The 1,887-nt window shown below is 64.2% G+C and carries 1 protein-coding gene; it reads left to right on the top strand.

Annotated features, from left to right (window positions below; all coding sequences use genetic code 11):
- Positions 1 to 1,730, top strand: a 1,730-nt coding sequence (locus tag Q0X16_RS12855) for a toprim domain-containing protein (RefSeq protein WP_297835152.1), incomplete at its 5' end; no start/stop codon positions are given.
- Positions 1,731 to 1,887 lie beyond the last annotated feature (157 nt).

Here is a 1,887-nt window from a genome sequence, read left to right as displayed (position 1 = left end):
GACTCAGAGACTTCCTGACGCATGCGATCAGCGGTCAGACGCTCGTGCATCCCGATCCGTTCACCGGAAGGTCCGGCCGCGCGGGGACGCATGGCTGCGTCGAGTGGGCGGTCGCGTGGACCGCGGACGCCGACGGCTTCGTCTCCTCCTACTGCAATACGATTCCGACGCCGGACGGCGGCACGCATGAAGCCGGTCTTCGCTCGGCGCTTCTGCGCGGATTGAAGGATCATGCCGAGCGCATCGGCCAGGGCAAGCGCGCCGCCCCGATCGCCAGCGAAGACATCATGGCGGGCGCCGCCGCCATGCTGTCGGTGTTCGTGCGCGAGCCTGAGTTCCAAGGCCAGACCAAGGACCGCCTCGCGACCGCCGAAGCGCAGCGAATCGTCGAGCAGGCGGTCAAGGACCAGTTCGATCATTGGCTTGCCGGCAATCCGAACCAAGCCAACAAGCTGCTCGATTGGGTGATCGAGCGGGCCGACGAACGCATCCGCCGCCGACAAGAAAAGGACGTGGCGCGCAAGAGTGCGGTCAAGAAGCTGCGACTGCCCGGCAAGCTCGCCGATTGCACCAGTACGGCCGCGGAAGGATCGGAGATTTTCATCGTCGAAGGCGATTCCGCTGGCGGGTCAGCGAAGCAGGCGCGCGATCGAGCGATGCAGGCCGTGCTGCCGCTGCGCGGCAAAATCCTCAACGTCGAACGCGCGCGGTTCGACAAGGTCATCGGCAGCCAGGAAATCGCCACCCTCATCACCGCGCTGGGCACCAGCATCGGCAAGGAAGACTACAACCCGGACAAGCTGCGCTACCACCGCATCATCATCATGACCGACGCCGACGTCGACGGCGCCCACATCCGCACCCTCCTGCTGACCTTCTTCTACCGGCAGATGCCCGAACTGGTCGAGCGCGGCCACATCTACATCGCCCAGCCGCCCCTGTACAAGGTCAAGCACGGCCGTTCCGAACGGTATCTGAAGGACGAGCACGCGCTGAAGGAGCACCTCATGGCCGAAGCCATGAAGGATGCCGAACTCACGCCCATGGAAGGCGCCATGCCGATCGCCGGCGAAGCGCTGGAAAGCCTCGCGCGTGAATACTTCCTCGCCGAAGCGGTGTCCGAACGCCTCGGACGCCTGCTGCCCGACGACGTGCTGCAGGCGCTGATGAAGATCCCGCGTCTGTCGCTCGCCGACAGCGGCGCGGCCATGCTCGCCGAGGCGAGCCTGGGCGCCGCGCTCGACGCGAACAAATTCGAGGTCGCCGCCGAATACATCGCCGAGACCGACAGCCATCGCCTGCGCATCACCCGCCACGCGCACGGCAACATCCACGTCAGCTTCCTCGAAGCCGACCTGCTTGATTCCGGCGACTACGCCCAGCTCGTCAAGGTCGGCGACCTGCTGCGCGACCTCATCGGCCCCGGCGCCCGCGCCCGTCGCGGCGAGAAGGAAAGCCCCGTGACCAGCTTCCGCGAAGCGATGGACTGGTTCCTCGGTGAAGTCAAGCGCGGCATGAGCATCCAGCGCTACAAGGGCCTGGGCGAAATGAACCCGGAACAGCTATGGGAAACCACCATGGACCCGAAAGTGCGCCGCCTGATGAAAGTGCAGATCGAGGACGCCATCGCGGCCGACCAGATCTTCACCACCCTCATGGGCGACGAGGTCGAGCCGCGGCGGAATTTCATCGAGAGCAACGCGCTGGGGGTGCGGAATTTGGACGTTTGACCGTGTAGGTTCTCAGAATTGTTGAGAAAAACTGAACTCGGAAATCCCGACCAGTCCGGTTGGCTTTTTTATGTGCGCTCGGCACGGGCGTACTCTTGCGAAAACGTGGTCTGTCCCCTGTTGTTCGCGTTTTCGAAGAAACCCTCTGGCAAGAAGT

The sequence above is a fragment of the Thermomonas sp. genome (assembly GCF_025993755.1).
Lineage (GTDB): Bacteria > Pseudomonadota > Gammaproteobacteria > Xanthomonadales > Xanthomonadaceae > Thermomonas.
Note: the sequence above shows the minus strand (reverse complement) of the source record. Positions and strands in the feature narration are given on the sequence as shown.